This is a genomic window from Georgenia wutianyii (assembly GCF_006349365.1).
Classification (GTDB): domain Bacteria; phylum Actinomycetota; class Actinomycetes; order Actinomycetales; family Actinomycetaceae; genus Oceanitalea; species Oceanitalea wutianyii.
The window spans coordinates 2,470,770-2,495,070 of sequence record NZ_CP040899.1 but is presented as its reverse complement, the minus strand read 5'-3'; the positions used below and the strand labels follow the sequence as shown (position 1 = coordinate 2,495,070).

Here is a 24,301-nt window from a genome sequence, read left to right as displayed (position 1 = left end):
CGTCCCGGGCGCGACCGCGGGTGAACCGCGCGAGCGCGCCCGGCGTGCCACCCGCGCTCGGCGGTCGTGCCCGCGCTCGCGCCGTCAGGCGTCGCCGATGCCCACGCAGTGGCGCTCGGCGGTGGTGAGCTCGACGGCGGGGGCGAGGTCGACGAGCACCGCCGTCGGCTGGTCCCCGCCACGCTCGGTGGGCACGACGACCTCGACGGCCGGCACCCGGCCGTAGGTGACGAACGTCCACGCGCCGCTCTCGAGGCGCGCGTGCTCGGGCACCGTCTCGTCGTCGCCCTCGAGGGCGAGCCAGTCGACCGAGGAGTCCCCGTTCTCGACCGTGATGCACCGCTCGGTGCTCGGCCCGGGGACCTCGACGCCGCAGCGCAGCGTCACCGCTGGGTCCTCGCCCCACGCGGCCGTGGCCTGGCTGGAGATCGAGCGCTGCGCGCCGCCCGCGAGCTCACCGGGCAGCAGCTGGAGCACCTCCGCGCACACCGGGTCCGACGCCTGCGGCCCTGGAGGGACCGTCACCGGGCTCGCGCACCCGCCGAGCACCGCGACCCCCGCCACCGCCACCGTCACACCAGCGCCTCGTCTCACGTCCCTCACGGTAACCCGGCGCGAGGTCCTCCCCGCACACCGCTGGCCGCGCCGTGGGCGGGGGAGGGGGCGGGCCGGCGCCGGGTAGCGTGGACGCGTGACGAGCTCCCCCGACCAGGCGCCGGTCGTCGCCGACCTCTCCGAGACCGAGCTCATCGCGAGCTTCGCACCGCTCCTGCCGCGCGGGCGCGCCACGCTCGTCCCCACGGGCGACGACGCCGCCGTCGTCGCCGCACCGGACGGGCGCTTCGTCGTCTCGACCGACGTCCTCGTCGAGGGCCACCACTTCCGTCGCGACTGGGGCACCGCCCGTGACGTCGGGGCACGCGCCGCCGCCCAGAACCTCGCCGACATCGCCGCCATGGGGGCCCTCCCGACGAGCATGGTCGTCGGGCTCGTCCTGCCCCCGACGACGCCCGTGGCCTGGCTGCTCGACCTCGCGCGCGGCCTGGCCGAGGAGTGCGCGCCGCTCGGCGTCGGGGTCGACGGCGGGGACCTCAGCGCGGGGGAGCGGGTCGTCGTCGCCGTCACCGTGCACGGGGACCTCGAGGGCCGGGCGCCGGTGCTGCGTTCCGGGGCTCGGCCAGGTCACGTGCTCGCCCACGCCGGCGCCCTGGGCAGGGCCGCGGCGGGCTACGCCGTCCTCGAGGCCGGTCTCCCGTACACCGGGGACCCCGACACCGCGGCCGTCGTCGGCGCCTTCCTGCGTCCTGCGCCCCCCTACGCCGCCGGGCCGCAGGCGGCCGACGCCGGGGCGACGGCGATGATGGACGTGAGCGACGGGCTCGTGCGCGACGCCGGGCGGATGGCCCGCGCGTCGGGCGTGGAGATCCTCCTCGACCCCGTCGCCGAGGCGCTCGCGCCCGACCTCGCCCGGCTCGAGCCCGTTGCCCGCAGGCTCGGCGCCGACGCCGCCGCGTGGCTGCTCACCGGCGGGGAGGACCACGGACTGCTCGCCACCTTCGCGCCCGACCGTCCGCTGCCGCCCGGGTTCCGCAGGATCGGCACGGTCCGCGCGGCCGGACCCGCCGGCCCGCGGGTCGTACCGAGCCCCGCCGACGCCGCCCACGTCACCGCCCCCGGCTGGGACCACTTCCGCGCCTGAGCGCGGGTGCCGCAGCAGGCCAGGCCCACGACCCTCTGGGACGCCCCCTGGCGCCCTCGGACGCCCCGTGCGGCGGGGTGCGGAGCCGCAAAAGGGCGTCCCTGAGAGCGCTCAGTCCGCCGGGCGTTCGGCGAGGAACAGCTCGCACGTGGCGTTGTAGAAGCGATCGCTCTGCCCCAGGTGCTCCATCCCGATGCGCAGCGCCACCCGCTGCGAGGCCGTGTTCCGGGGGTTCGTCACCGCGACGACGCGCTCCAGACCGCCGGCGAACGCGTGCTCGAGCACCCGGCCGGCCGCCTCGGTCGCATAGCCGTGCCCCCAGGAGTCGGGGTGCATGTGCCAGCCGATCTCCGTCTCGCCGGACGGCTCCAGCGGGAGGACCGGCCCGGAGGCCGGGATCTGCTTGAGCAGGAGCGTGCCCAGGCGCTCGCCGCTCGTGCGGCGGGTCGCGAGCCAGACGCCGTGGAGGGAGTCGTCGGCGCCGCGGAAGCGAGCGACCCGCTCCACCGCCTCCTCGCGGTCGGTCATCGCCCGCGGCTCCGTGCCGAGGAACTGCACCACGTCCCAGCGGGAGTAGAGGTCGAGGGCGAAGTCGACGTCGTCGTCGGTCCAGGGACGCAGGGTGAGCCGCTCGGTCGTGAGGGTGTGCATCGGCACATGCTCGCGGTCCCCACCCCGTCGAGGCAACGCCGAAGGGCCGTCCGACGATGTCGGACGGCCCTTCGGAGCGGTCTCAGATCACCCGGTGGGCCGGGCGGCTGGTCACGCGCTGGTGGCGCGCTGGACCTTGCCGGCCTTGAGGCACGAGGTGCAGACGTTCATCCGCTTGGCGGTGCCGTTCACGTTGGTGCGCACGCGCTGGATGTTCGGGTTCCACCGACGGCTCGTCCGCACGTGGGAGTGCGAGACGCTCTTGCCGAAGCTGGGGTGCTTGCCGCAGACGTCGCAGGTGGCAGCCACGGTCTTCTCCTGAATCTCTTGCTGGCACACGACCGGGTGATCGTGGATGGTCATCATGGTCGGCACACTCGGTGCCGGACCGGCCCCCGGGAGGGCAACCTCAGCAGGATACCCGACACCTGAGGCCAGCCCCAAACGGTGCGACACACCTCACCCCGCCGTGTCGGCGGCGGCTTATAGCCTGTGTCGCAGCAGATCTTACCGAAGGGACGGACGTGACCGAGACGCTCACCGTGCTCGGCCCGGCGCACGTGCGCCGCTGGTTCGAGCAGGGGCTGCGGTCGCTGCTCGCCGTCCGCCGCCAGGTCGACGTGCTCAACGTCTTCCCCGTGCCCGACGGCGACACCGGCACCAACCTCGTCCTCACGCTCGCCGGCGCAGCGCGTGCGGCGTCCACCCTCGGCGCGGACGCCGGCCTCCCCGAGCTCACCGCGGCTGCCGCGCGCGGTGCGCTCGTCGGGGCACGCGGCAACTCCGGCGTCATCCTCAGCCAGGCCATGCGCGGCCTCGCGGGCGCCGTCGCCGGCCACGACGTGCTCGACGGCCCGCTCCTGGCCGCTGCCCTGCGCGCGGCGGCCGACGAGGCCCGCCGGGCAGTCGCGCGGCCCGTCGAGGGGACCGTCCTCACCGTCGCCGACGCCGCCGCCGAGGCGGCGCTGGGTGCCTCCGACGGCACGGTCGCCGAGGTCGCCACGTCCGCCGCGCGCGCCGCCGCCGTGGCGCTGGCGGACACTCGCGGCCAGCTCGACGTCCTCACCGAGAGCGACGTCGTCGACGCCGGCGCGGCCGGGTACGTCATCCTGCTCGACGCGCTCGCCGCCGTCGCCGACGACGACGCTCCCGACACACCGCGCGCCAGGCAGGCGCTGGCACGCCTGTGGTCAACCCCGCGCCCGGTCCCCGCCGGGCCGGTGTGCGGGCTCGGTGCGGGTGTCGTCGCCCGCGGCGGGCAGGCCGCGTTCGAGGTGATGTACGTCCTGCACGCCACCGCGCCGGAGGCGGCCGCGCTGCGCGAGCGGCTCGGCTCGGTGGGTGAGTCCCTCGCCGTCGTCGGCGGCAGCGACGGCCACGAGCGCGGGCTGTGGCAGGTCCACGTCCACACCGACGACCCCGCCGCCGTCCTCGCCGACCCCGCCGTCACCGAGCAGGTGTGCGTGCGCTCGCTCACCGCGCCGCCGACCGGCGTCGTCGCGTGCACGCGGCTGCCCGGCCTGCTCGCGCCGCTCGCCGCCACCGGGGCGGTCCTCGTCCTCCATCCGGACGCCGCCGGCCTGGAGCGGGCGATCGTCGACGCCGGCACCCCCGACGTCCTCCTCCTGCCCTGCGACGAGACGTCCGCGGCACTCGCCCGCGAGGTCGGCTCGCTGCTGCCCGACGCCCAGCGGGTCGTCGTCGCCGGCACGCGTGAGGAGCTCGCCGTCCTCACGGTCGTCGCCGATCAGCGGCCCGGGGCGGGGGCGCAGGAGCGCCTCGCCGTCGCCGCCGAGGCCGTCTCCCGCCTGCGCACGAGGAGCTGCGGGCTCGCCGAGGCCGGGGAGGTCGCCCGCGAGCTGCTGCACCGTGACGACGAGCTCCTCACCGCCGTCGTCGGCCTCGACGCCGCCCCGGGCACGCCCGCCCGCGCGGCCCTCGAGGCCACCCTGCGTTCCGTCGTCGCCGAGACGGCGCCGCAGGCCGACGTCCTCCTGCTCGACGGCGGCCGGCCCGCACCCGACGTCCTCCTGGGGGCCCAGTGACCGTGTTGAGCACACCCTTGTCGCGCCTCGTGGGTGACCGCACCGCCAAGGCGCTGGCGAAGCTCGGCCTGGAGACCGGGTGGGACCTCGCCCGCCACTACCCGCGCCGCTACGGCGACCCGAGCCGGCTCACCGACTTCGGTGACCTGCCGCTCGGGGACCACGTGACCCTCAACGCGCGGATCGCGCGCACGTCGCTGCGCCCCACCCGCAAGCCGCGCATCTCGATGCTCGACGTCACCGTCACCGACGGCAGCGGCGAGATCACGCTGCGGTTCTTCGGCGCCCACGGCTACCTCGCGAGCCGCGAGCGGCGCCTGTACGCCGGGCGCGTGGGCCTGTTCACCGGCACCGTCGAGCGCTTCGGCGGCAAGCTCATGCTCAAGAACCCCGGCTTCGAGTTCTTCGACGACGACGACGAGGAGGACAAGGCTGCCGCGCTGGAGCGGATGTCCCGGCCCACGCCCATCTACGCCGCGACCGCCGCGCTGCCCACGTGGCGCATCCGCGGCGCCGTGCAGACGGTCCTGCAGCCCCTCACCGAGGACGACGTCCCCGACCCCGTGCCCACCGAGATCCTCGAGCGGGACGGGCTGCCGACGCTGCGCGAGGCGCTGCGCCTGGTCCACGACCCCCGCACCGAGGAGGACTGGCGCCGGGGCCGGGAGCGGCTGCGCTACGAGGAGGCCTTCGTCCTCCAGACCGCGCTCGCGGCGCGACGGGCCGAGGCAGAGGCGGAGGCGGCGACCGCTCGCGAGGCACGTGCCGGCGGGATCCGGGACACGTTCGCCAAGCGGCTGCCCTTCACGCTGACCGAGGGGCAGCAGGAGGTGGTCGCCGAGATCTCCGGCGAGCTCGCCCGGCCGTGGCCGATGCAGCGGCTCCTCCAGGGCGAGGTCGGCTCCGGCAAGACCGTCGTCGCGCTCCTCTCGATGCTCCAGGTGGTCGACGCCGGGGGACAGGCCGCGCTCCTCGCACCCACCGAGGTGCTCGCCGCGCAGCACTCCCGCTCCATCCGGGCGATGCTCGGCCCGCTCGCCGAGGCCGGGATGCTCGGCGGTGCGGAGGACGCGACGCGCGTCGAGCTGCTCACCGGCTCGCTGCCGGCCGCCGCCCGGAAGAAGGCGCTGCTCGCCGCGGCGTCGGGGGAGGCGGGCATCGTCATCGGGACGCACGCGCTGCTGTCCGAGGGCGTGCAGTTCGCCGACCTCGGGCTCGTCGTCGTCGACGAGCAGCACCGCTTCGGCGTCGAGCAGCGCGACGCGCTGCGCGCCAAGGCGGCGGTCACCCCGCACCTGCTCGTCATGACCGCCACCCCCATCCCGCGGACCGTCGCGATGACGGTGTTCGGCGACCTCGAGACCTCCACCCTGCGCGAGATCCCCGCGGGCCGGTCGGGCATCCGCACCTTCCTCGCGCCCTCCGGCCACCCGCGCTGGACCCAGCGCACCTGGGAGCTCGCGCGGGAGCAGATCGAGGACGGCGGACGCGTCTACGTCGTGTGCCCCCGCATCACCGCCGAGGGCGACGACGTCGAGACCGAGCTCCTCGACGAGGCCGCTGAGGACGGCGAGGCGCAGGCGCTCCCCGTCGCCCCGGCCGGGAACGGCAAGCCGCAGCTGGCGGCGGTCGACGAGGTCGCCGCGATCCTGCGCGAGCACCCCGCCCTGGACGGCATCCGGGTCGGGGAGCTCCACGGGCGGATGTCCCCGGAGGAGAAGGACGCCGCGATGGCCGCGTTCGCCTCCGGTGAGGTGCCGGTGCTCGTGACGACCACCGTCGTCGAGGTCGGCGTCGACGTCCCCGAGGCCTCGGTCATGGTCATCATGGACGCCGACAGGTTCGGCATCTCCCAGCTCCACCAGCTGCGCGGACGCATCGGACGTGGCTCGCGGGCGGGCACGTGCATCGCGTGGACCACCGCGCGTGAGGGCACCCCGGCGATGGCCCGGCTGCGCGCGTTCGAGGCGACGACCGACGGCTTCGAGCTCGCGCAGGTGGACCTCGAGCAGCGGCGCGAGGGCGACATCCTGGGCGCCGCGCAGTCCGGCCACGGCAGCTCGCTGCGGCTGCTGCGCGTGCTCACCGACACCAAGGTCATCGAGAAGGCCCGTTGGGACGCCCGCAAGATCGTCGACCGGGACCGCACCCTCGCCGCCTACCCGGCGCTGCGGCAGGCGATCACCGAGCAGCTCGACCCCGAGCGAGCCCAGTTCCTCGACCGCACCTGACCCGTCCCGCCTCCCTCGTCGTCCCGTCCCGTCCCTCGACAGCAGACTTCCCCGCGAGAGCCGAGTTCCGCTCGACAGCGGAGTTTGTCGCGAGAGCCGAGTTCCGCTCGAGAGCGGAGTTTGTCGCGAGAGCCGAGTTTCGCGCGAGAGCGGAGTTTCGCGCGAGAGCCGAGTTTCGCGCGAGAGCGGAGTTCTGGGCGAGGGCCGAGTTTCGCGCGAGAGCGGAGTTTCGCGCGAGAGCGGAGTTCTGGGCGAGCGCCGAGTTATGCGCGAGGTGTCGAGTCAAACGCTGCTGCCGCGCGAACTCTGCAGGCAAAGTCCGCTGTCGCGCAGAACTCGGCTGTCGGCCGTTAGTCCGCTGTCGCGCAGAACTCGGCTGTCGCCGGGGCGGGCCGGGGCGGGGCGGGGCGGGCCGCGGCGGGGCCGCGCGGTGGGGCGCGGCGGGGCCGGGCGGGGTCGGTGGGGTCGGTGGGGTAGGGCGCGAGCGGTGGGCAGTAGGGTCGTGCGCATGCCCGAGGAGACCGTGCTGTCCGTGCGCGCCCTGAGTGTCGGCTACGACGACGAGCCGGTCTGTGCACCGATCGACCTCGACCTCACGCCCGGCGAGGCCGTCGCCGTCATCGGCGCGAACGGCACCGGCAAGTCGACCTTCCTGCGCACCGTCCTCGGCCTCCAGGAGCCGCTGGCCGGACGCACCCGTCTGCTCGGCGCGGAGCCGGACCCGCGGGACGGTGACCTGCGCGCGTCGGTCGCCAGCGTCCTCGGCGACGACGCCTTCTTCCCGTCCCTCACCGTCACCGAGCACCTCCTCCTCACCGCCCTCGGCCACCGCGTCCCGGACGCCCGCGACGTCGTCACCGACCTCCTCGAGGAGTTCGGCCTCACCGACCGCGCCGACGCGCTGCCCGCGGCGCTCTCCTCCGGTCAGCGGCGTCGCGTCCTGCTCGCCGCGGCGTTCGTCCGGCCCCGCTCGCTCCTCGTCCTCGACGAGCCCGAGCAGCGGCTCGACGCCGGGATGCGCAACCGCCTCGCCGAGCTCCTCGTCGAGGAGCGGGAGGACGGCGGCGCCGTCCTCGTCGCCTCCCACGACCCGGTCGTCGTCGAGCGGGTCGCCACGAGCGTCGTCCTCCTCCACGACGACGGCGTCCGCACCCTCGACCCCGCCGCCGGCGCTGCCGCCATCGCGGCCCTCTAGCCCGTCTCCGACCGTGCCGTCCGAGCGGATCGGCTCCGAGGCACGGTGGGCGGCACGACGGCGTCGGGGCCGGTCAGCGCTCCGCCAACCACCGGACGGTGGCGGCCAGGGCCTGGTCGAGCGGCGGCACCTGCGGGTGCCATGCCCGCTCCCACTCCAGCGAGACCCACCCCGTGTAGCCCGTCGCATCCAGGGTGTCCGCCATCAGTGCCAGGGGCATGTCACCGGACCCCGTCAGCGCCGGGACCGGCGCCGAGGGTGGGCCCGTGGCGTCCTTGACCTGGACGTAGTCGAGCCACGGGCCAAGCGCGGCGGCGGTCTCCGCCACGTCCTCCCCATGTCGCCACGGGTGGAGGAGGTCCCAGACCACGCCGATGTCGTCCCCGTCCCCCGCGGCCGGCCCGACGACGCGGGCCACGTCCGCACCACGCGGGTGGCTGTCGTGTGTCTCGAGGAGCAGGCGCACGCCGGCCGCGCGCGCCGCCGGCGCCGCCTCGGCCAGACGCTCGACCGCCCGGGCGTCCGCCTCGGCCGCCGGCTGGTCCGTCCCGCCGGGGAAGACCCGCACGCCGTGCGCCCCGAGGTCGTTGGCGAGCTCGATGTGCCGCAGCAGCGAGCTGGCGACCTCCGGCCCCGGTTCGCACACCCGCACGTAGGAGGCGACGGCGAGCAGGTCCAGCCCGTGGTCGGCGAGCCGCGCGCGCAGCGCGCTGCGGTTCGCCGGTTCGAGCGCCACCCTCACCGGCTGGTCGTCCCCGCATCGGAGCTCGACGGCGCCGCAGCCGTGGCGCGACGCGAGAGCGAGGAAGTCCTCCACCGCCAGCTCCGGCGCACCCAGGCTGGACACCGCCAAGCGTGACGAGCTCATGACGGCGCGCCGCCTGCGCCCACCGCGTCTGGCTCCGGCTCCTCGTCGACGACCACGTACGTGAGGTCGTTGGCGCACCGCACGACCTCGGCGAGGTCCATGCCCTCGACCTCCACGGGGCCGCCCGCCCGCACCGTGACGGTCACCTGCTCCCCGGACCGCAGGGTCACCAGGGCGTCGTCGGCGACGGCGCCGGGCGCCAGGCGGTCCGCGAGGACCGTGACGTCGCGCGCGAGGCTGAGCGCGGTGACGTGGACGAGCGCGCCGTCGGGGTGCGACTCGGCCCGCACCTCGAGCGGGGCGGGGGCGTACGCGAGGTCGACGTCCTCGGCGAAGAAGTGCCACCCCCGGACGCCGTCGAGCTCGACGAGGAGGACCTCGCCGGTGGGCTGCTCCGGCGTCACCGCGCCGGCCGGCAGGTCGAGGACGGCGGTGGACCGTGCCGGGACGTCGACGTCGACCTCGCCCTCCCACGTCACGGTGCCGTCGAAGCGCTCGCGGCTCAGGCGCGCGCGCCCCGCCCACGGGACGTCGGTGCCGTTGACCGCGGCGAGCGTCGAGCGGCCGTCGCGCGGCTGGACGGTGAGCAGCCGGTCCGCGTAGGAAGCCCGCAGGGCGTACCACAGCGGCTTGAGGTGACCGTCGTAGTCGATCGCCGCCCAGGAGGTCACCGGCCAGCAGTCGTTGAGCTGCCAGACGATCGAGCCGGTGTTGCGGGGCCAGTAGGAGCGGAAGTGCTCGATCCCGAAGGCGACGGCGCGGGCCTGGTTGAGCTGCGTGGTCCAGTGCCAGTCCGCGAACGTGCGCGGCTCAGGGAAGTGCCCCGCCCAGCCCCGGGCGAGCTTCTCCTGCCCCTCGCCCGCCTTCTGGTGGGACAGGACGCCCGGCGACGTCGGGGTCATCACCTCGTCGTGGACGGCGCGGTGCAGGGTGGTCCACGACGGCGGCCCCTGGAACCCGAACTCCGCGTTGAACCGTGGCACGTAGTCGGTGTAGACGGTGTAGTCCTTCTCGTTCCACACGTCCCAGATGTGCATGGTGCCGTGGTCGGGGTCGTTGGGGTGGACCTCGTCGAGCGCGGCGCCCGGACTGTAGGGACTGCCAGCGATGTAGGCGGTGGCGGGGGAGAGCTCGGCGACGGTCCCCGGGAAGATCTCGGTGTAGTACCGCTCGCCCCACGTGCGTCCGTGGAGCTTGTCCTCCCAGTAGTCGACGCGGCTCCAGAGGTTCTCGTTCCCGCCACACCACACGACGAGGCTGGCGTGGGGCGCCAGCCGGGCGACGTTCTCCCGCGCCTCGGCGGTGAGCTCCCCGAGCAGCGGCTCCTCCTCGGGGTAGGCAGCGCACGCGAGCAGGAAGTCCTGCCAGACGAGCATCCCCAGCTCGTCGCACAGCGCGTAGAACTCGTCGGACTCGTACACCCCGCCGCCCCACACGCGCAGGAGGTTGATGTTGGCCGCCCGGGCCTGCTCGATGCGGGCGCGGTAGCGGCCGGTGTCCATCCGGGTGAGGAAGTGGTCGTCGGGGATCCAGTTGACGCCCCTGACCTCGATGGGGCGCCCGTTGACCGTGAGGACGAAGGACGTGCCGTGCTCGTCGGGCTCGGTGACGACGGCGACGTGGCGGAAGCCGACCCGGTGCCGCACGGTGTCGATCACCTCCTCGGCGCGCAGGTCGACCTCGAGGTCGACGAGCGGCTGGTCGCCGTGCCCAGCGGGCCACCACACGGGCGCCGACGGGACCCGGAGCTCGACGACGGCCTGGTCCTCACCGGGAGCGAGGCGCGCCTGCGCCTGCTGACCGGTGGCGAGGCGCACCTCGACGGTGAGCGGGACCTCGGCGCCGCCTGCCGTCCGCTCGACGGCGAGGTGGACCCGGACGACGCCCTCGCCGTCGTCCGCGAGGTCGACGACGGGTCGCGCCTCGGCCAGGCGCGCGGTGCTCCAGCGCTCGAGCCGGACGGGCCGCCACATCCCGGCGGTCTGCAGGTCGGGTCCCCAGTCCCAACCGAAGCTGCACGCCATCTTGCGGACCATGGTGAACGGGTGGGCGAAGGCGTGCGGGCGCTCGCCCAGCCGGTCCTCCTCCGCGGTGGCGAACGCCAGCGCCGGGGCGAACGTCACGACCAGCTCGTGGCACCCGGTGAGGCGGTCGGTGAGGTCGAACCGGTGGCTGCGGTGCATGTTGGCGGTGCGGCCGATCACGGCGCCGTCGAGCGTGATCGTCGCGAGCGTGTCGAGGCCCTCGAACACCAGGTCGACGCGCTCGGCGTCCGACGGCGCCTCGAGCTCGCGCCGGTAGCGCCAGGTGGTGTGGTGGGCCCACGCCAGGGCCGCCTCGTTCTCGTCGAGGTAGGGGTCGGGGATCAGGCCGGCGTCGAGCAGGTCGGTGTGCGCGCTCCCGGGGACGGTCGCAGGCACGGCGCGGCCCGCGACGTCGGCGGGGACGGGGCCGTCGGTGGCCTCGACGGTCCAGCCGTCGTGCAGGGTGGTGCTCGTCCTCATCGTCCGTCACTCCTCGTCGTGCTCGGTCGGTGCGGGGCGGCGCCGGTGCGGAGCTCGGCCAGCTGGGCGGGGGCCGCGAGGGTCACCTCGACGTCGCAGCTGCCCGTGATGTCCTCAGGGACGTGCCAGGTCACCTCGGTCCACGCATAGCGCGTGGTGGCGGGGACCGGGCGCACGCCGAGTGCCGAGCGCCGCTCGCCCTGCCGGACGGTCAGGGTGACCCGGCCCGGCGCGCCCGGGCTGGAGACCAGCGCGCTGATGGCGCCGGCGCCGGTGAGGTCGACGCCGTCGTAGCGCAGGTGCGCGGTGGTCCGCTCCGGCGTCACGGCGTGGCCAGTCTCCCGGGCGCGTTCGACGGTGCGGACGCCGCGGGCGTCGTCGTAGGTCGTGGCGTCGACGACAGCACCCGCGGGACGCGGGGCAGGCCCGTCACCGGGCACGGTCAGCAGCTCACGGAGTCGCAGGTCCCCGCTGGAGGGACCGACGCCGAGGACGTACGTTCCGGGGTGCGTCACCCGTGCGGCGGCGCCGACGTTCCAGGACGCCAGCTCGGCCGTGTCGAGGACGAGGTCGGCGTACGCCCGCTGCCCCGGGGCGAGCGGGACCCGGACGTGGGAGTGCAGCCGCAGCTTCGGGCCGTAGCCCTTGTCGGCAGGCGCGTGCACGTACAGCTGGACGAGTTCCTCGACCGGGCGCTCGCCGGTGTTCTCCACCTCGACCCGCACGGAGAGCGAACCGGCCGGCTCGGGCCAGGCACCGACCTCGAGCGAGTGGTAGGTGACGCGCGTGTAGCTCAGGCCGTGACCGAACGGGTAGAGCGGGAGAGTGTCGCCGTACCAGTACGTCGCGCCCACGGCCTCGACGTCGGCGACGTCGAGCGGGGCCAGGTCCTCGTCGTCGGCGTACCAGGTCTGGGCGAGGTGGCCGTAGGGCTCCTCGCTGCCCGCGAGGACGTCGAACAGCCCGTGGCCGAGCGCCTGGCCGCCGTGGCTGGACCACACCACAGCGGGCATGTCCGCGAGGTCCCCCAGCGAGTAGGGGAAGCTGGAGACGAGCGTGAGCACGCACCGGGGGTTGGCGGACCGCGCCACTCGGGCGAGCTCGCCCATCGCCGGCGGCAGCGCGAGGGTGGTCCGGTCGGCGGTCTCGTGCGCGCCGGTGAGGGGCTGGTTGCCCACGGCCACGACGACCACGTCGGCGTCGGCGGCGGCGGCCCGGACCTGCTCCGCGCCGGAGCGCACCGTCGTCATGACGAAGCGGTCGGCCTCGTCGAGCGTCTCGGCGACGGCAGCGAGCGTGCCGGACGTGCCGCGGCGCCGCAGCCACATCTTGCGACCGCGGGAGAAGACCGACCACGTGCCGTCCGCGTGGCGGTGCAGCAGGAAGCTCTGGTCCCAGTAGCTGGTGACCCGGACGGCGTCGGTGCGCACGATCCGGTCCTCCGGGCAGGTCCACAGCTTCGGGGAGCCTGCGTTGCGCAGGGTGACGATGCCCTGGCCCCAGTCCTGCACGGCGATCGCGCACTCCTCGATCGGACCGGGGCCCTCGACCATCCGGTTGCCGATGGGCCGGACGTGGTGGGCGGCGTCGACGGCCCGCAGGACCACGTGGTCGGCCCCGTCGGCGACCATGACGGCGTCCTCGCCGTAGCGTTCGCGGGCGGCGTCGGCGAGGGAGACGGGCTCGCGCGCGACGCCGGAGTACCAGTCGAGGAAGACCTCCTCGGCGAGCGGCCCGACCACCGCGACGCGTGCCGGGTCCCGCAGCGGGAGGATCCCGTCGTTGCCCAGCACGACGACGCTGCGCGCGACCGCCAGGCGGGCGAGCCGTCCGTGGGCGGCGGGGTCGGTGGGGGTCCGCCGGGCGGGGCCGAAGGGGTCGGCGTCCCCGTCGAGCTCGCCGGTGCGGGCGCGGACGGTGAGGACCCGCTCGACCGCGCGGTCGACGAGCTGCTCGCTCACCAGGCCGGAGGTGACGGCGTCCCGGAGCCAGCCGATGACGGTCGCGCTGTCGCGGTCCTGGTCGGTGAAGGAGTCGATGCCGGCCTCGAGCATCGCGGCGTAGGCGGTGGGCGGGTCCGGGTGGAACGCCTGGTTGCCGAAGACGTTGCTCGGCGCGAACGCGTCGCTGAAGAAGCACAGTGGCCACGGGGACCAGGACCGGGCGAGGTCGAGGAGGTCTCCGTCCACGTGGGTGGGCCGGCCGTTGACGAGGTTGTAGGAGGGCATGATGCCCCCGATCACCCCTGCCTCGACCGGCCCGCGGTAGGCCCGCACCTCGTAGTCGTTCAGGACCCGGGGCGGCACGCTCGCGCTGTGGCTCGACCGGTCGGTCTCCAGGTTGTAGGCGAGGTAGTGCTTGAGCGTGGGGACGGTGCGCCAGAACGTCGCGTCCCGCCCGCGCAGCCCGCGCGCGTACGCGGTGGCCAGCTCGCCGGTGAGCACCGGGTCCTCCGAGAACCCCTCCTCGTTGCGACCCCACAGCGGGTGGCGAAGCGGGTTGACCACCGGTGCCCACACGTTGAGGCTGATCCACGGGTCGGCGTCGTGCTTGTCCCGCACCTCGTTGCCGACGGCTTCGCCGACACGCTCGAGCAGGGCCGGGTCCCAGGTGGCGGCGAGGCCCACCGGCTGCGGGAAGACGGTCGCCTCGCCCTCCCAGGCCACGCCGTGCGCCGCCTCGGTGCCGGTCCGGAAGGGGGCCAGTCCCACCCGCTCTATGCCGGGGGAGAACTGGTGGAGCAGGCTGAGCTTCTCCTCGAGGGTGAGCTCGGCGCACAGCCGTCGGGCGTCAGCCTGGTGGATGGTGTCGAAGGGGGCGAGGTGCCGGTCGGTCATCGATGTCCTTGGCAGCAGGGGTGGTCGGTCGGCCGGGGGCGGAGCCGCCCGGCGCGGGTCAGGGTCGTAGCCACACGGCGGCCCCCGGCGCGACGACGCGGCCTGCCGGGGCGGTGGCGCTGGTGAGCGCGACGTCGGCGCCCTCGGGGAGGGTGAGATCGGCCCCGCCGAGGTTGACGACGCACGCGGCTCCCGACCCCCGGCGGAAGGCGAGGGCGTCCTCGCCGAGGTCCATCCACACGAGCGTGGGGTCAGCCGTGTCGAAGAGGTCGCGGCGCAGGGCGAGCGCGAGGCGGTAGAGCCGGAGCGTGGAGCCGGCGTCGCGCTCCTGGGCGTCGACGGCGAGGCTCGCCCAGCGCGCGGGCTGCGGCAGCCATGGCGCGGCGGCCGACGAGGGGAGCGCGAAGCCCAGGCCGGGGGCGTCGGCGCGCCACGGAAGGGGCACCCGGCAGCCGTCGCGGCCGGGATTGATGCCCCCGGAGCGCTCGTACATGGGGTCCTGGAGGAGGTCGCGGGGAAGGTCCTCGACCTCGTCGAGGCCGAGCTCCTCGCCCTGGTAGATGTAACAGGAGCCCGGCAGCGCGAGCGTGAGCAGGGCCATGGCCCGCGCGCGCCGCCGGCCCAGCTCGACGTCCGTCGGGATGCCCCAGGCCTTGTCGGCGTAGGCGAACCCGCTGCTCTCGCGGCCGTACCGGGTGGCGGGCCGGGTGACGTCGTGGTTGCCGAGGACCCAGGCCGGCGGTGCGCCCAGGCGCTCGTGCGTCCCCAGCGTCTCCACGACCGCAGCCCGCAACGCCGCCGGCTCCCACGGGGCGGCCATGACGTCGAAACCGAAGACGGTGTGCAGCTCGTCGGGGCCGACGTACCGGGAGAGCCGGTCCCGGTCCTCCAGCCACACCTCCCCGACGAGGACGCGGTCCTCGCCGTACGACTCGGCGACCTGCCGCCAGCGGCGGTAGACCTCATGGACGTCGTCACGGTCCTCGAAGGGGTGGTTGCCGCCCGTGAGGGTCGCCGGCACCTCGGGGAGGTCGGGGTCCTTCATGAGCACGGCGGCGGAGTCGATACGGATGCCGGCGACGCCGCGGTCGAACCAGAACCGGAGGATGTCCTCGTACTCGGCGCGCACCTCGGGGTGGGTCCAGTTGAGGTCGGGCTGCCCGGGGGCGAACAGGTGGAGGTACCACTCCTCGCCGTCGGGCCCTCGTGACCACGTAGCGCCCCCGAACGGGGAGGTCCACCTCGTGGGGGGCGCGTCGCCGCCGGCCCCTCCGCCTGGGCGGAACCAGAAACGGTCACGCTCGGGGGAGCCAGGGGCGGCAGCGGTGGCGGCGGTGAACCACGGGTGGTCGGCGGCGACGTGGTTGGGGACCACGTCGATGATCGTGCGGATCCCCAGCGAGCGGGCCTCGGCGATGAGCGCCTCCGCCTCCTCCAGGGTCCCCAGCACGGGGTCGATGTCGCGGTGGTCGGTGACGTCGTACCCGCCGTCCGCCTGCGGGGAGACGTACCAGGGCGTGAACCAGAGGGCGTCGACGCCCAGGTCGCGCAGGTACGGCAGGTGGGCGCGGACCCCGGCGAGGTCGCCGGTGCCGTCGCCGTCGCCGTCGGCGAAGCTCTTGGGATAGACCTGGTAGACGACGGCGTCGTGCCACCAGGGTGCGGCCAGGCTCACTGTCGAGGCTCCTCGCGGGGGTGCGGCGGCACGTCAGCCCTTGATCGCGCCGAAGATGACGCCCTTGGTGAAGTGGCGCTGGATGAACGGGTAGACGATGAGGATCGGGACGACGGCGAGCACCATGATCGCCATCTTGATCGGCAGCCCGGTGACGACGCCGCCGGTGACGTCGATCGGCGTCGTCGTGCCGGGCAGTTGCGTGCCCTGCAGGACGTAGGAGCGCAGGACCAGCTGCAGCGGCCACAGCGAGTTGTCGTTGATGTAGAGCATCGCGTTGAAGAACGCGTTCCAGTACCCGACGCCGTAGAACAGGGCGACGACGGCGAGCACCGCCTTGGACATCGGCACCACGATGCTCCCGAGGATGCGCCAGTCCCCGGCGCCGTCTATCCGCGCGGCGTCGAGGATCGCCTGGTCGATCCCCATGAAGAAGTTGCGCAGGATGAGGAGGTTGAAGGCCGAGACCGCCCCGGGCAGGATCAGCGCCCACAGGCTGTTGATGAGCCCGAGGTTGGAGATGAGCAGGTACGTGGGGATGATCCCCGCGCCGAAGAACATCGTGAAGAGGAAGACGAACAGGATCGGGCGGTGCGCCACGGAGTTCGGGCGCGACAAGCCGTAGGCGGCCAGCGTCGAGACCACGAGCGAGATCAGGGTGCCGACGACGGTGACGAAGACGCTCACCCCCAGGGCGCGGCTCACCACACCGCCGGAGAAGATCTGCTGGTACGCCGACCAGGTGAACTCGTCGGGGACGGTGACGAGCCCGCCGGCACGGGTCACCGAGTCCTGCGTCGAGAGGCTGGTGAGGATCACCGTGTAGAGCGGGTACACCACCACGAGGACGATGGCGAGCAGCGCGAGCGCCTTGAGACCGAAGCCGAGCGGCGTCGGCGTCTCCTCCCAGGCGGGGCGGTGCCGCGACCGGCGGGTGAACCGCCGGCTGGCGCGGTCGGGCTTGCGGAACGACCCCTCGGCGTCGGGGCCGGGATCGATGACGACGGGCGCCAGGGCCCCTTGCGTGTTTCCGGTTCCGGTACTCATGCGCGTCGGTACACCCCCGCTTCTCCAAAGACGTGTGCCAGCTTGTTGGCCCCGAGGACCAGGGCGAGCGAGACGAGGCCCTTGACCAGGCCGGCGGCGGCCGCGAAGGACCAGTCACCCGCGACGACACCCTGGTAGTACACGAAGGTGTCGATGACCTCGGAGACTCCGGCGCCGACGGCGCCGCGCTGGAGGATCAGCTGCTCGAACCCGACCGTGAGCGCGTCGCCCAGGCGCAGGATGAGCAGCAGGATGATGACGGGTCGGAGCGCCGGCAGGGTGATGTGCCAGATCCGTCGCCACCGGTTGGCGCCGTCGACCACCGAGGCCTCGTACAGGGCCGGGTCGACCGTGCTGAGAGCCGCCAGGAAGATGATCATCCCCCAGCCGGCGTCCTTCCAGATCGCCTGGGAGGTGACCAGGACGAGGAAGGAGTCCGGGTTGGTCATGAGGTCGAAGGGCGCGAACCCGTTCTCCGTGAGGAGCCGGTTGACCAGCCCAGCCCCGCCGAAGATCTGCTGGAAGATCGTGACGATGAGGACCCACGAGAAGAAGTGGGGCAGGTAGACGATCGACTGGATGGCCGTCCGGATCGCCGGCGAGAAGACCGTGTTGAGGAGCAGCGCCAGCATGATCGGGATCGGGAAGTAGAAGATCAGCTGGAAGGTCGTGATGAGCAGCGTGTTCTTCACCGCGTTGAGGAACGCCGCGTCCGTGAAGATGCGCATGAAGTTGGTCCAACCCACCCACGGGCTCTCGCCGATCCCGAGGTAGGGGGAGTAGTCCTGCCAGGCGATGACGTTGCCCGCCATGGGGACGTACATGAACAGCAGGACGAGGACGAGGGCCGGCATCACCATGATGAGCAGCGTCCGGTCGCGGCGCAGCCGCTGTCGCAGCGAGAGGCGCTGCTCCGGCACCCCGTCGGCCCGCCCGCGGTGCCGCTTGCGCGCGCCGGCCCGCGGCGCCCCGACCGAGGTCGGGGCGCCGTCGGGCCGTGTGGGCTCGGTGCTCACTGGTTGTCCAGGATGTCCTGGTAGAAGGCCCGCAGCTCGTCACCGCCGGACGTCCGCCAGTTCTCGAGCGCCGTGTCGAGGGCGGTGATGTCCTGGCGACCTCGCGCGATGTCCTTCTCCAGGTCGGCGAAGGGCTGACCGAGCGAGGCGAACTGTGCGGGCTCGACGATCTGCTGGGCGTAGAACGGCGTCTCGACGAGGTTCTCGGCCTCGGCGGCCATCCACGTCGTGTAGTTCTCCACGTACGTGGGATCGTCGAGGCGGGTGTTGGCGACCGGGGGAGCCACGGCGTGCGTGGTCACCCTGGCGATCTCGGTGCCCGCCTGCTCGGTGGCCTGCGGCGCACCGCTCTCGTCGACCGTGTAGTGGACGCCCTCGACGCCGTTCTGGACGAGGTCGTACTCGGTCGTGCCGAACGGCGCGGCGAAGAAGTTGGCGATCCGCAGCAGCTCCTCGATCCGCTCCGGGTCGTCGGACTTCTTGAAGAAGCTGAAGAAGTTGGCGGGGTTGCCGGGGTAACGGAGCGGCTCGCTGCCCTCGGCGCTGAGGTCCGACAGGGGCAGCATCCGCACCTCGTCGTCACCGAAGGCGGCGGAGATCCGCCCGGACATCTCGGCCCAGCCCCCGATGCCGTCGTAGTGCATGACGACGTTGCCCGACTCGAACCGCTGCTTGGCGTCGGCGGAGTTGTCCGCGACGGCGTCGGGGTGGACGAGGCCCTCGGAGTAGAGCTGGGTGACGAACTCGAGCGCCGCCCGGTACTCCTCGGTCTCGTAGCGGTGGATCAGCTCACCGTCCTCACCGATCTGCCACTTCGGCGGGACGCCGAACATGAGGGTGGCGGCCACCCACGGGTCGTTGATCGCCCAGCGCTGCTCTGACGGGTCGGTGACGGCGCGGGCGACCTCGAGGAACTCCTCGGAGGTCTGGGGCGGCTCGACGCCGAGCTCGGCGAAGATGTCCGCGCGGTAGAAGACCGCGTCGGTCACCAGCTCGCCCGGCACGGGCACGCCGTAGGTGCGACCGTTGAACACGCCGAACTGCCAAGCCTCGGTGGGCAGGTTCGCGAGGTTCGGGTACGCCTCGATGGCATCCCCGGCGATGTAGTCGGTGAGGTCCTGGAAGACACCCTCGACCGCCTGGTCGAAGCGCGGCGGCGGGTTCCAGCCGAAGACCGAGACCCAGTCCGGGACGTCGTCGGGGGAGGCGAGGATCGTGGCGAGGCGCTCGTTGTAGTCGTTGCCCGCGACCATCTGGTACTCGAGCGTCGAGCCGAGGCGCTCGTTGATCGCCTCGAAGTACGCGTTGCCCTCGACGGGCGGGATGGCCTGCCAGATGGGGGTGAGCAGCGTGAAGGTCTCGCCGGTACCGGGCGTCTCGGTGACGCTGTCGACAAGCTCGGCGGGGACCTGGGTGTAGCCCGCGGTCGAGCCGTTGACGCTCGGGAAGTCGGGCTCGACGTACTCGACGGGGACGTAGTTGGGCATCTCGGCGTCCTCGAGGCTCTCGGTGCCGCCGGAGGTACCGCCACCGCTGGAGCAGGCGGCCAGGACGATGGTGGCGGCGGTGAACGCAGCTGCGCTGCCGACGGCACGACGCCGCATGGTGGTGCGGGAGATGGTCATCAGGTGGATCTCACTTCCTTGTGATGGGCTGCCGGTCGGTGGGAGATCGGCCGGTGGTGTGGCCGTTGGTGGGGACGGGGATCCACCCGCGCGGTGCGCGGGTGTGGGTCAGCCGGTGGACATCGGGGCGTCCTGAAGGGCGAGGTTCGCGGCGGCCGTAGCCGCCGGGGCCAGGGGGACGGTACTTGCCGTGCCGTCCGGCCACCTGACGACGACGTGGTCCGCGCCCGAGAGCGTGACGTGGGGGAGCGTGGCGGTGGTCGGGGCGCTGTCGTCGCCGGTGGCACGGTCGAGGCCGATGACCGCGACGTGCCACCGGTCGAGCACGGCGGCCGCGCTGACCCACGGCGTGAGCGTGGTGGCGCCCAAGGGAGAGACATCGTGCTCGCGGCGCACGCCCGCGGCGGTGAACCCGCCCGCGCCGACGACGACCGAGCGCAGGCCCGCGACACCTGCGGCGGCGGCGACGTCGGCCGGCCGGCTCCGGTCCTGGCCGGGGCCCTCCCCGGAGACGGCCCAGCCGCCCACCCGGAGCGTGAGCCCGGCGGGGGGTGGGGGTCCGTCGGGGAGCGTCTCGACCCGGACGAGCCGGACCTCCCAGGCTCCCCGCAGCACCGACAGCGTACGGAGGAGCGCCACGTCGGTGGCTTCGCCGGAAGGGCCGGGACCGTAGTCGAGGTGGTCGGGGTCCGCGGTGAGCCAGTGAGCGCGGGCCACGGAGCTGCCGACGGCCGCGGTCGCGCCGTCCCCGACGAGGCCGACGCCGACGGTCGTGAAGCCGGTGCGGTGCGTCGCTCGCCCCGATGCGTCGACCAGCGCCACGGACTGCTCGAGCGGGTCGATGCGCCCGGCGTCCGTCAGCCGGGGCGAGGTGGCGGTGGAGTAGCCGAGCTGGGCGTACGTCGGGGCGTCGCCTCCACGGTCACCGGCGCGGGCGTAGTCCGTGCCGTGGTTGACCACACGCACGATGCCGTCCGAGCGCGTCGCGCTCACGAGCCAGCCCGGAGCGCTCACGGCGAAGACCTGGTCTGCCCCTTCCTGGGGCAGCGGCTCCTCGGTGCTCGTCCACACGGGGTGGGAGGCCGGCAGGGCGAGCCCGAGCATGCCCTTCGCCGCCCAGTACGGCGAGGACGGACCGGAGTAGTGCTGGGCCACCGCCGGCCACGGGCCGTGCCAGCCGATGCTGAGCAGCGCCCCGCAGCGCTCCACGTGGGGGGCGAAGTACCCGACGACGCCGGAGGCCGCCCGTCGCAGCAGGCCCGGGCTCAGCGACGGGACGCGGCTGAGGGCGCCCGCCCAGAACGGCGCGGCCGCGGCGAACCGGTAAACCAGGCTCCGACCCTGGAGGAGGGGCGCGCCGTCGGCGCCGACGAGGCGAACGGCGTCGAGGAGGTAGCGGTCGAGGGCGGCCCGGTCCCGCTCGGCACGGCCGGCGGCCAGGTCCTGAGCCCCGGCCATGCGCGCCCACAGGGCGGGGTACAGGTGCAGCGCCCACCCGGCGTAGTGGTCGTAGGCGCGCAGAGGTCCGTCGGAGATCCAGCCGTCAGCGCGCGCGAAGGAGTCGAGCAGCGAGAGGTCGGTCTCGATGTCCTCACGGGACCACTGCCCGCCGACCGAGCGCAGGAAGGTCTGGACGACGATGCGGAACCACCGCCAGTTGTTGTGCGGGTAACCCTCGTCACCCACGACGACGGCGAGGTAGTCGACCACCTGCTGCTGCACGGTCGGGTCGAGCCGGTCCCAGATCCAGGGACGGGTCATGTCGAGAATGAGCGCGACGGACGCCGCCTCCACCTTCGCCTGGCCCGATTCCGCCGGCCGGATCCACCGGCCCGGGTTCGCCGGGTCGGTGCCGGCGGCGAGCCCGTCCGCGTACCACTGGGCGAGGCCGAGCCGATCCGCGCCGTTCTCGCCCGCGAGCCGGAAGCCCGCGAGGAGGAAGGTGCGGGCGAACCCCTCGAGTCCCGCGACGTCGGCTCCGAAGGCTCCCGTGGGCCCGGGCGGGACGATGCTCGCGTGGTCGGAAGAGGCGTGGTCGCGGACGGCGACGAGCATGCGGTCGGCGAGGTCCGCCCACCGGGTCCGGTCCCAGCCCGTCAGGGGGGCCAGGGTTGCGGCGCTCACGCGCTGACCCCGAGGGTGCCGCGCTCGACCGGGTCCAGCGGAGGCAGTCCGTCGACGTAGCGCTCCACCTCGCCGAGCACGGACGTGACCATTCGCTGGGTCTCGGAGCCGAGCGAACCGGCGATGTGTGGCGTGATCATGACGTTGGGCAGGTCGTAGAGGACTGACTCTGCGGGCAGCGGCTCGGGGTCGGTGACGTCGAGCATCGCGTTGATGCGGCCGCTCGCACACTCCTGCTCAAGGGCGGCGGTGTCGACGAGCTGACCCCGGGCGGTGTTGATGAGGGTGGCCCCGGTCTGCAGGAGGGCGAGCTCGGCCGCGCCGATCATCCGCCGCGACGCGGCGAGCGCCGGTGCGTGGAGCGAGACGATGTCCGCCGCCGGGAGCAGTGCGGCGAGCGCCACCGGTGTCCCGCCGGCGGCCTGGATCTCGGCGGCCGGCACGACGGGGTCGTACACGAGGATGTCGGCCACCTCGAGCGCGCGCAGCCGCTCGACGACCTGACGGCCGACCCGGGAGAACCCGACGATCCCCACGACCCGGCCGCGGTTGGTGAGGGAGCCGCGCGCAACGACGTAGTCCCAGGAGTCGCGGTGTGACCGGGCGTCGGCGGCGAGGAACGGGGCCTTCTTGCCGGCGAAGATGATCGCCGCGAGGGTGAACTCGGCGACGGCCACGGCGTTCGCGGCCGCCGCGGTCGTCACGAGGATCTCCCGGCGCCACAGCTCCTCGGAGACGAGGTGGCGGACGCTCCCGGCACTGTGGAAGACGGCCCGCAGGTGGGGGGCGTCGGCGAGCCTCTGCTCCGTCAGCGGGGGTGCTCCCCACGAAGTGATGAGGACCTCCACCTCGCGCAGACGTCGCCGGGAGGCGGCGCTGTCGAGGTCGTCGACGTAGCGGAGCCCCCCGGTTGCGACGAGGTCGTCGAGGCGGGCCAGCTCGGCGGGACCGAACTGCATTCCGAAGGCCCTGGCATCCATGACCAGCATGGCTTGCGGCCTCCGTCGTGTGTGCACAAGATCCCCCGGCCTCTTGTCTGGAGGCGGCGATGCCCCCGTCAGATGTACCCGGTGAGACAACCAGATCAAAGTTGGACCTGTCAAGGTCAAATTGGATCAGTTCTGATCAGTTAGTGACTGAAATGATCCGTATGATGTCCAGGGTGGATGTGGTTACGGACCGGCCCTCACCGCCCTGTCATCGCCTGGCAGGATGCTGCGACACCGACATCGCTCACCGATCGAGTGCGACGGAGGGCCCGCGAGGCGCGGCTCTCAGGAGGGCCTGTGGAATGCGAGAACGAGAGCCTCGACCCCTCGACGTGCCGGGACGCCCCGGAATCGCAGGCTGATGGGCACCGACCTCCCGCCAGCCCTACCCGCGCAGCGCCGCGAAAGGCTTCTCCGGCTGCTTGATCGGGGGGACATCCAGCGCGTCGCCGACCTCGCCGCAGCGCTCGAGGTCGCCCCCGTGACGGTGCGGCGGGACATCGCCCACCTCGCGGACCAGGGCCAGGTCCGCAGGGTGCGGGGCGGTGCCGTCGCGGTGGAGAGGGCCCGTGCGAAAGGAGCCGACGAGAGCGCCCGCGCCGAGGCGCCGAGCATCGGCATCGTCGTGCCGTCGATGAAGTACTACTGGCCCGACGTCGTCCGGGGCGCCCGCGAGACGGCGCAGGCGCGGGGCGCGCGGCTGGTGCTGCGGGGCTCGACCTACGACGCGCGGGTCGACCGGCGGAACCTCGCGCGGCTGGTCGACGGCGTGGGCGTCGCCGGGCTCGTCATCGCGCCGATGACCTCCGGTGCGGAGGGCGAGGAGCTTGTCCGGTGGATGCAGGAGCTCACCGTCCCGATCGTCCTCGCCGAGCGCACCGCCGTGCGAGGGGCGTACGGCGAGCCGATGGACTCGGTGACCTCGAACCACGAGCTGGGCGCCGCGATGGCGCTGAGGCTCCTCGTCCGGCTCGGGCACCAGCGCATCGGTCTCGTCACGGTGGCGAAGAGCCCCACGACGCCCGCGGTGCGCGCAGGGTGGCGCTCCGCCTGTGTTGAGCTGGGGCTTGACCCCGCCGGCGTCCCGGACGTCGACACCGAGGACTACGGCTCCCCGACCTGGCCGGAGAGGCTCGACTCCGTCCTCGACGCCACTCTGGCGAGCCGGACGACGGCGCTCCTTGTCCACTCCGATGCCGAGGCGATCGCGCTCCTCGGCCGGTGCGATGAGCGCGGCATCCGGGTGCCGGAGGACCTGTCAGTCATCGCCTACGACGACGAGGTGGCCTCGATGGCCACGCCGCCGCTCACCGCCGTCCACCCGCCCAAGACCGCGATCGGTCGCGCCGCCGTGGAGCTGCTCCTCAACCGGGTGCGATCGCCGGAGCCGGTCTACACCCAGCGCGTCGTCATCAGCCCGGAGCTACGGGTACGGCAGTCGACCGCTCCGCCGGCCGCGTCCCGGTAGTGCATGGGCCCCCGCGTCGGTGAACTCTCCGGTCTACGCCGAGGTGGCGACGGTCCGCGGTGCGGAGTTGGTCCTGATCCCGGGGGTCCGGCCAGCACCCGGGCTCGAGATGCCGCGTCGACAGGCTGCTCGGCTTCCGCCCGTCGCGGCAGGGCGGCCGGTGAGGGACAGCGCCACGAGGGCCACCCCGAGCCAGAGAGGACGAGGCTCATCCCCTCCCGCGCGGTCGCGCCCGCGATCGGTGCCCACGGGTGGCCTGGCACGAGGAAGTCGTACGCGTGGTCCTGCATGAGGACGCACGACCCCTGCGGGTCTCCACCGGGAAGG

17 protein-coding genes are annotated in these 24,301 nt (G+C 73.6%); 5 read left to right on the top strand and 12 right to left on the bottom strand.

The window, feature by feature from the left end:
* Positions 1 to 84 precede the first annotated feature (84 nt).
* The gene (locus FE251_RS11005; RefSeq protein WP_230976406.1) at positions 85 to 594 is read right to left on the bottom strand and encodes a DUF3515 family protein; all 510 of its coding nucleotides are present in this window, start codon (positions 592 to 594) and stop codon (positions 85 to 87) included.
* Positions 595 to 691: 97 nt separating this feature from the next.
* Between FE251_RS11005 and FE251_RS11000 the strand changes: the two genes are divergently transcribed.
* The gene (locus tag FE251_RS11000; RefSeq protein WP_139948775.1) at positions 692 to 1,699 is read left to right on the top strand and encodes a thiamine-phosphate kinase; all 1,008 of its coding nucleotides are present in this window, start codon (positions 692 to 694) and stop codon (positions 1,697 to 1,699) included.
* 111 nt (positions 1,700 to 1,810) lie between these two features.
* Here the strand turns inward: FE251_RS11000 and FE251_RS10995 are convergent, their stop codons facing one another.
* On the bottom strand, positions 1,811 to 2,350 hold the full coding sequence (locus FE251_RS10995; protein WP_139948774.1) for a GNAT family N-acetyltransferase: 540 nt from the start codon (positions 2,348 to 2,350) through the stop codon (positions 1,811 to 1,813).
* 111 nt (positions 2,351 to 2,461) lie between these two features.
* Entirely contained in the window at positions 2,462 to 2,659 is a 198-nt protein-coding gene (gene rpmB / locus FE251_RS10990; RefSeq protein ID WP_110853808.1) for a 50S ribosomal protein L28, read from the bottom strand.
* Between the two features lie 215 nt (positions 2,660 to 2,874).
* Here rpmB and FE251_RS10985 point away from each other — a divergent pair, with 215 nt between their 5' ends.
* From FE251_RS10985 to FE251_RS10975, 3 genes are all read left to right on the top strand, one after another.
* Positions 2,875 to 4,395 carry a DAK2 domain-containing protein gene (locus FE251_RS10985; protein WP_168202712.1) on the top strand — a complete coding sequence of 507 codons (1,521 nt, stop codon included), beginning with the start codon at positions 2,875 to 2,877 and terminating at the stop codon, positions 4,393 to 4,395.
* A 29-nt stretch (positions 4,396 to 4,424) separates the two neighbouring features.
* Positions 4,425 to 6,626: an ATP-dependent DNA helicase RecG gene (locus FE251_RS10980; RefSeq protein ID WP_230976405.1), complete on the top strand. Its 2,202-nt coding sequence runs from the start codon at positions 4,425 to 4,427 to the stop codon at positions 6,624 to 6,626.
* A 508-nt stretch (positions 6,627 to 7,134) separates the two neighbouring features.
* Positions 7,135 to 7,821, top strand: coding sequence for an ABC transporter ATP-binding protein (locus tag FE251_RS10975; protein ID WP_139072554.1), 687 nt, complete (start codon positions 7,135 to 7,137; stop codon positions 7,819 to 7,821).
* A gap of 73 nt (positions 7,822 to 7,894) precedes the next feature.
* Here FE251_RS10975 and FE251_RS10970 read toward each other — a convergent pair whose 3' ends face one another.
* The 9 genes from FE251_RS10970 to FE251_RS10930 form a co-directional block, all read right to left on the bottom strand.
* Positions 7,895 to 8,668, bottom strand: a complete 774-nt coding sequence (locus tag FE251_RS10970) for a sugar phosphate isomerase/epimerase family protein (RefSeq protein WP_223147534.1) — start codon at positions 8,666 to 8,668, stop codon at positions 7,895 to 7,897.
* Between the two features lie 17 nt (positions 8,669 to 8,685).
* Positions 8,686 to 11,193 carry a glycoside hydrolase family 2 protein gene (locus FE251_RS10965; protein ID WP_139948770.1) on the bottom strand — a complete coding sequence of 836 codons (2,508 nt, stop codon included), beginning with the start codon at positions 11,191 to 11,193 and terminating at the stop codon, positions 8,686 to 8,688.
* Positions 11,190 to 14,030 (bottom strand): glycoside hydrolase family 3 protein, encoded by a 2,841-nt coding sequence (locus tag FE251_RS10960; RefSeq protein WP_139948769.1) that lies wholly within the window; start codon positions 14,028 to 14,030, stop codon positions 11,190 to 11,192. The genes FE251_RS10965 and FE251_RS10960 overlap by 4 nt, the downstream gene beginning before the upstream one ends.
* 58 nt (positions 14,031 to 14,088) lie before the next feature.
* Positions 14,089 to 15,699: an alpha-amylase family glycosyl hydrolase gene (locus FE251_RS10955; protein ID WP_139949324.1), complete on the bottom strand. Its 1,611-nt coding sequence runs from the start codon at positions 15,697 to 15,699 to the stop codon at positions 14,089 to 14,091.
* Between the two features lie 39 nt (positions 15,700 to 15,738).
* Complete coding sequence (locus FE251_RS10950) at positions 15,739 to 16,752, bottom strand: carbohydrate ABC transporter permease (protein WP_139948768.1); 1,014 nt, start codon at positions 16,750 to 16,752, stop codon at positions 15,739 to 15,741.
* A complete protein-coding gene (locus tag FE251_RS10945; protein ID WP_407925270.1) occupies positions 16,749 to 17,768 on the bottom strand; it encodes an ABC transporter permease in 1,020 nt (339 codons plus the stop codon). Before FE251_RS10945 ends, FE251_RS10950 begins: the two co-directional genes overlap by 4 nt.
* A complete protein-coding gene (locus FE251_RS10940) occupies positions 17,765 to 19,393 on the bottom strand; it encodes an extracellular solute-binding protein (protein WP_230976403.1) in 1,629 nt (542 codons plus the stop codon). Before FE251_RS10940 ends, FE251_RS10945 begins: the two co-directional genes overlap by 4 nt.
* Before the next feature lie 108 nt (positions 19,394 to 19,501).
* Positions 19,502 to 21,517, bottom strand: a complete 2,016-nt coding sequence (locus FE251_RS10935) for a DUF2264 domain-containing protein (protein ID WP_230976402.1) — start codon at positions 21,515 to 21,517, stop codon at positions 19,502 to 19,504.
* The gene (locus tag FE251_RS10930) at positions 21,514 to 22,497 is read right to left on the bottom strand and encodes a hydroxyacid dehydrogenase (RefSeq protein WP_139949320.1); all 984 of its coding nucleotides are present in this window, start codon (positions 22,495 to 22,497) and stop codon (positions 21,514 to 21,516) included. Before FE251_RS10930 ends, FE251_RS10935 begins: the two co-directional genes overlap by 4 nt.
* Positions 22,498 to 22,867: 370 nt before the next feature.
* On the opposite strand from FE251_RS10930, the gene FE251_RS10925 reads away from it, so the two are divergent.
* Positions 22,868 to 23,974, top strand: coding sequence for a substrate-binding domain-containing protein (locus FE251_RS10925; RefSeq protein ID WP_139948767.1), 1,107 nt, complete (start codon positions 22,868 to 22,870; stop codon positions 23,972 to 23,974).
* Positions 23,975 to 24,301 lie beyond the last annotated feature (327 nt).

Coding starts and splice junctions, on each gene's coding strand:
- FE251_RS10975 (WP_139072554.1), top strand. CDS start 7,135: ATGCCCGAGGAGACCGTGCTGTCCGTGCGCGCCCTGAGTGTCGGCTAC.
- FE251_RS10995 (WP_139948774.1), bottom strand. CDS start 2,350: ATGCACACCCTCACGACCGAGCGGCTCACCCTGCGTCCCTGGACCGAC.
- FE251_RS10965 (WP_139948770.1), bottom strand. CDS start 11,193: ATGAGGACGAGCACCACCCTGCACGACGGCTGGACCGTCGAGGCCACC.
- FE251_RS10940 (WP_230976403.1), bottom strand. CDS start 19,393: ATGACCATCTCCCGCACCACCATGCGGCGTCGTGCCGTCGGCAGCGCA.
- FE251_RS10925 (WP_139948767.1), top strand. CDS start 22,868: ATGGGCACCGACCTCCCGCCAGCCCTACCCGCGCAGCGCCGCGAAAGG.
- FE251_RS10950 (WP_139948768.1), bottom strand. CDS start 16,752: ATGAGTACCGGAACCGGAAACACGCAAGGGGCCCTGGCGCCCGTCGTC.
- FE251_RS10930 (WP_139949320.1), bottom strand. CDS start 22,497: ATGGATGCCAGGGCCTTCGGAATGCAGTTCGGTCCCGCCGAGCTGGCC.
- FE251_RS10960 (WP_139948769.1), bottom strand. CDS start 14,030: ATGACCGACCGGCACCTCGCCCCCTTCGACACCATCCACCAGGCTGAC.